Annotated in this window: 3 protein-coding genes and 1 pseudogene; all 4 read right to left on the bottom strand. The window is 52.5% G+C overall.

Features of this window, described 5'->3' with window-relative positions; genetic code table 11:
• Positions 1-195: 195 nt before the first annotated feature.
• The gene (gene gap, locus R6V78_RS17170) at positions 196-1,233 is read right to left on the bottom strand and encodes a type I glyceraldehyde-3-phosphate dehydrogenase (protein WP_410290607.1); all 1,038 of its coding nucleotides are present in this window, start codon (positions 1,231-1,233) and stop codon (positions 196-198) included.
• Complete coding sequence (locus R6V78_RS17165; protein WP_410290606.1) at positions 1,121-1,450, bottom strand: pyruvate kinase; 330 nt, start codon at positions 1,448-1,450, stop codon at positions 1,121-1,123. The genes gap and R6V78_RS17165 overlap by 113 nt, the downstream gene beginning before the upstream one ends.
• A 133-nt stretch (positions 1,451-1,583) precedes the next feature.
• Positions 1,584-2,306: a 2,3-diphosphoglycerate-dependent phosphoglycerate mutase gene (gene gpmA / locus R6V78_RS17160; RefSeq protein WP_410290605.1), complete on the bottom strand. Its 723-nt coding sequence runs from the start codon at positions 2,304-2,306 to the stop codon at positions 1,584-1,586.
• 29 nt (positions 2,307-2,335) lie between these two features.
• Positions 2,336-2,836: pseudogene (locus R6V78_RS17155) on the bottom strand (fructose-bisphosphate aldolase); the annotation flags it as partial.

Below are 2,836 nucleotides of genomic sequence, written 5' to 3'. Positions count from 1 at the left end.
CCATAGCCAAAGCCCAGCCACGCCACGAGGATCGTCAGAAAAAGGCTGATGACTCCGGCCCTGGCCGCGGACCAGCGCAACACCAGCATGATGATCAATAGGGTCAGAATCGGCAGCATGGTGAGGGCTGCCTTTGCGGTCAAGTTCATTCTCCGTCCCTCGAAAACTTCTAATCGAATTCCTCTATCCGGTCTCTCACGCCTTCTTCATGGACTCCCCCTTTTCGACCATGAACTTTGCAAAATCAACGAGGCGGGCGGAGTAACCCCATTCGTTGTCGTACCAGGCAAGGATTTTAACGATTCTATCGTTCAGAACCATGGTGCTCTGTGCATCGACGATGGATGAATGGGGGTCGCCGATGATATCCTGGGAGACCAGCGCCTCGTCCGTCACCCGCAGGATGCCCTGAAGCGGGGATTTCTCCGATGCCTCCCGCAAGGCGGCGTTGACATGTTCCGGAGATACGTCTTTTTCCAGGAAAACCACCATGTCGGTAACCGAGCCGTTGGGGACGGGAACCCGCATGGCCGTGCCGGTCATCTTTCCTTTCAACTGCGGCAGGACCTTTTCGGCGGCTTTGGCCGCTCCTGTGGTGGTCGGAATGATCGACAGGGCGGCCGCCCGGCCGCGGCGGCGATGGCGCGCCGGCGTGTCCATCAGGGACTGGCTGGAGGTGTAGGCATGAACGGTGGTGAACATGATGAACGCCACGCCGAAGGCTTCGTGAAGCACCTTGGCCACCGGAGCCAGACAATTGGTGGTGCAGGAGGCCATGGAGACGATCTGATGCGCTTTCGGCCGATAATTCTCCTCGTTGACGCCCAGAACGATCATGGCGTCGGCATCGTCGGAAGGGGCGGAGATGATCACGCGTTTTGCCCCCGCTTCCAGATGGCCCGCAGCCTTTGCACGGCTGCGGAGGGCTCCACTGCATTCGATGATGATATCCGCCCCCGTCTCCTTCCATGGTATCTCTTTAGGGTCCGGGTTTGAAAAAAAAGGTATCCTTTGTTGGTCCACCTGAATGGCGTTTTCCTGCGAGGCAACCTTCCTGGAATACCAGCCATGGACCGAATCGTACTTGAGAAGATAGGCGAGGTCTTCAAGGTTGGCCAGATCATTGATTCCGATCACCTGAAACTCTTCCCTCTGAAGTAATTGCTTGAAAACCGTTCGACCGATTCGACCAAACCCGTTGATACCCACCCGGATCGTTTTCTTGCTGGTCATTTTTCGCTCCTCCTTTCTGAAATGGGTGCTTTGGAAATGGGGCCGCCACAGCACGTGTACGCCGGATATCCTCCTTGTGACCCTCAAGGGTACCATGGGCTAAATTGAGCCTCGCCACATTCATGCCCTGTTCGAACAATTGTTCCGGAACAGCATCTGAACTTGAAGCAGGGCCAATCGTGCAGACGATCTTGCTTTTATGAGCCGGTAACTTCATAGTAACCTCTCCCCTCTCCCGTTGTTTATTTCTTCTAGACCTTTGTACCTTCGTTTTAAATCCGTTGAGCACAGAGAATCACGAAGGAACTTTTTTATGTCAGTCATTTGAAATCATCCATGAGGCTCCGGTGTCAATTCGACAAACCCATAAATTTCGTCGCTTTTTCAAGCAGATAATAATGTTTTGCCGGAGTTAAATCGTCGTCGAGTTCATAAACCAAAGGGATGCCAGTGGGAATAGTAAGCCGAAGAATCTCCTCGTCGCTAATCCTGTCAAGGCATTTTACCAGTGCCCGCAAGCTGTTGCCATGGGCAACAATGATTACACGTAGCCCCTGTTTTATGGCTGGTGCGATGCTCCCATGCCAAACCGGTAGAAAACGCTCGACAGTTTCTTTCAGGCTTTCAGTCAAGGGAAGTTTATCAACGGAGATATTTTTATACCGTGGGTCACTCACGGGATAGCGCTCATCCTCTTCGGTAAGTGCAGGCGGCCGAATATCATAGCTGCGCCGCCAGATATGCACCTGTTTTTCCCCACGCTCGCGGGCGGTCTCCGCTTTATTCAGACCCTGCAATGCGCCGTAATGTCGTTCATTCAACCGCCAATCCCGCACTACCGGTATCCACATCAGGTCCATCTCATCAAGGGTAATCCACAGCGTACGGATTGCCCGTTTCAGCAGACTCGTATAGGCGATATCGAAAGTGAAGCCATCTTGCCTAAGAACCTTACCAGCCTGACGGGCTTCCTCGATGCCCTTTTCGCTAAGGTCGATATCCGTCCAGCCGGTAAAACGGTTTTCCTTGTTCCAGATGCTTTCACCGTGTCGCAGCAAAACCAATCTTTTCATGATCTTACCCTTTCTAATCTTATCTCTGATCAGGCAACCGTAATATCTTTACATAAATAGACGTCCTGAATGGCATGCAGCAGCTCCACACCGTCTTTCATGGGTTTTTGAAAAGCCTTGCGTCCGCTGATTAAACCCATGCCCCCGGCCCTTTTGTTGATCACGGCCGTTTTGACCGCATCGGCAATGTCGTTGTCACCGGAGGACCCGCCCGAGTTAATCAGCCCGATTCGCCCCATGTATTGATTAACCACCTGGTACCGCGTCAGATCAATGGGATTTTCACTGTTCAGGTCAGTATACATGCGTGTATCGAAGCTGCCATAGCTGTCTTCGGAATAAAGAGCTGTATAACCGCCGTCGCAGACCGGCATCTTTTGTTTTATGATGTCGGCCTGAATCGTGGCTCCGAGATGGTTCGCTTGCCCGGTCAGGTCGCTGCTCAGATGATAATCCTTGTCCATTTTGAATTCGCTGTTGCGAAGATAACACCAGAGAATTGTAGTCATGCCCAGTTCATGCGCAGCCTG

It is taken from the genome of Desulfosarcina sp. (genome assembly GCF_046496365.1).
In the GTDB taxonomy this organism is placed as follows: domain Bacteria; phylum Desulfobacterota; class Desulfobacteria; order Desulfobacterales; family Desulfosarcinaceae; genus Desulfosarcina.
Note: the sequence above shows the minus strand (reverse complement) of the source record. Positions and strands in the feature narration are given on the sequence as shown.

Coding starts and splice junctions, on each gene's coding strand:
- gap (WP_410290607.1), bottom strand. CDS start 1,233: ATGACCAGCAAGAAAACGATCCGGGTGGGTATCAACGGGTTTGGTCGA.
- R6V78_RS17165 (WP_410290606.1), bottom strand. CDS start 1,450: ATGAAGTTACCGGCTCATAAAAGCAAGATCGTCTGCACGATTGGCCCT.
- gpmA (WP_410290605.1), bottom strand. CDS start 2,306: ATGAAAAGATTGGTTTTGCTGCGACACGGTGAAAGCATCTGGAACAAG.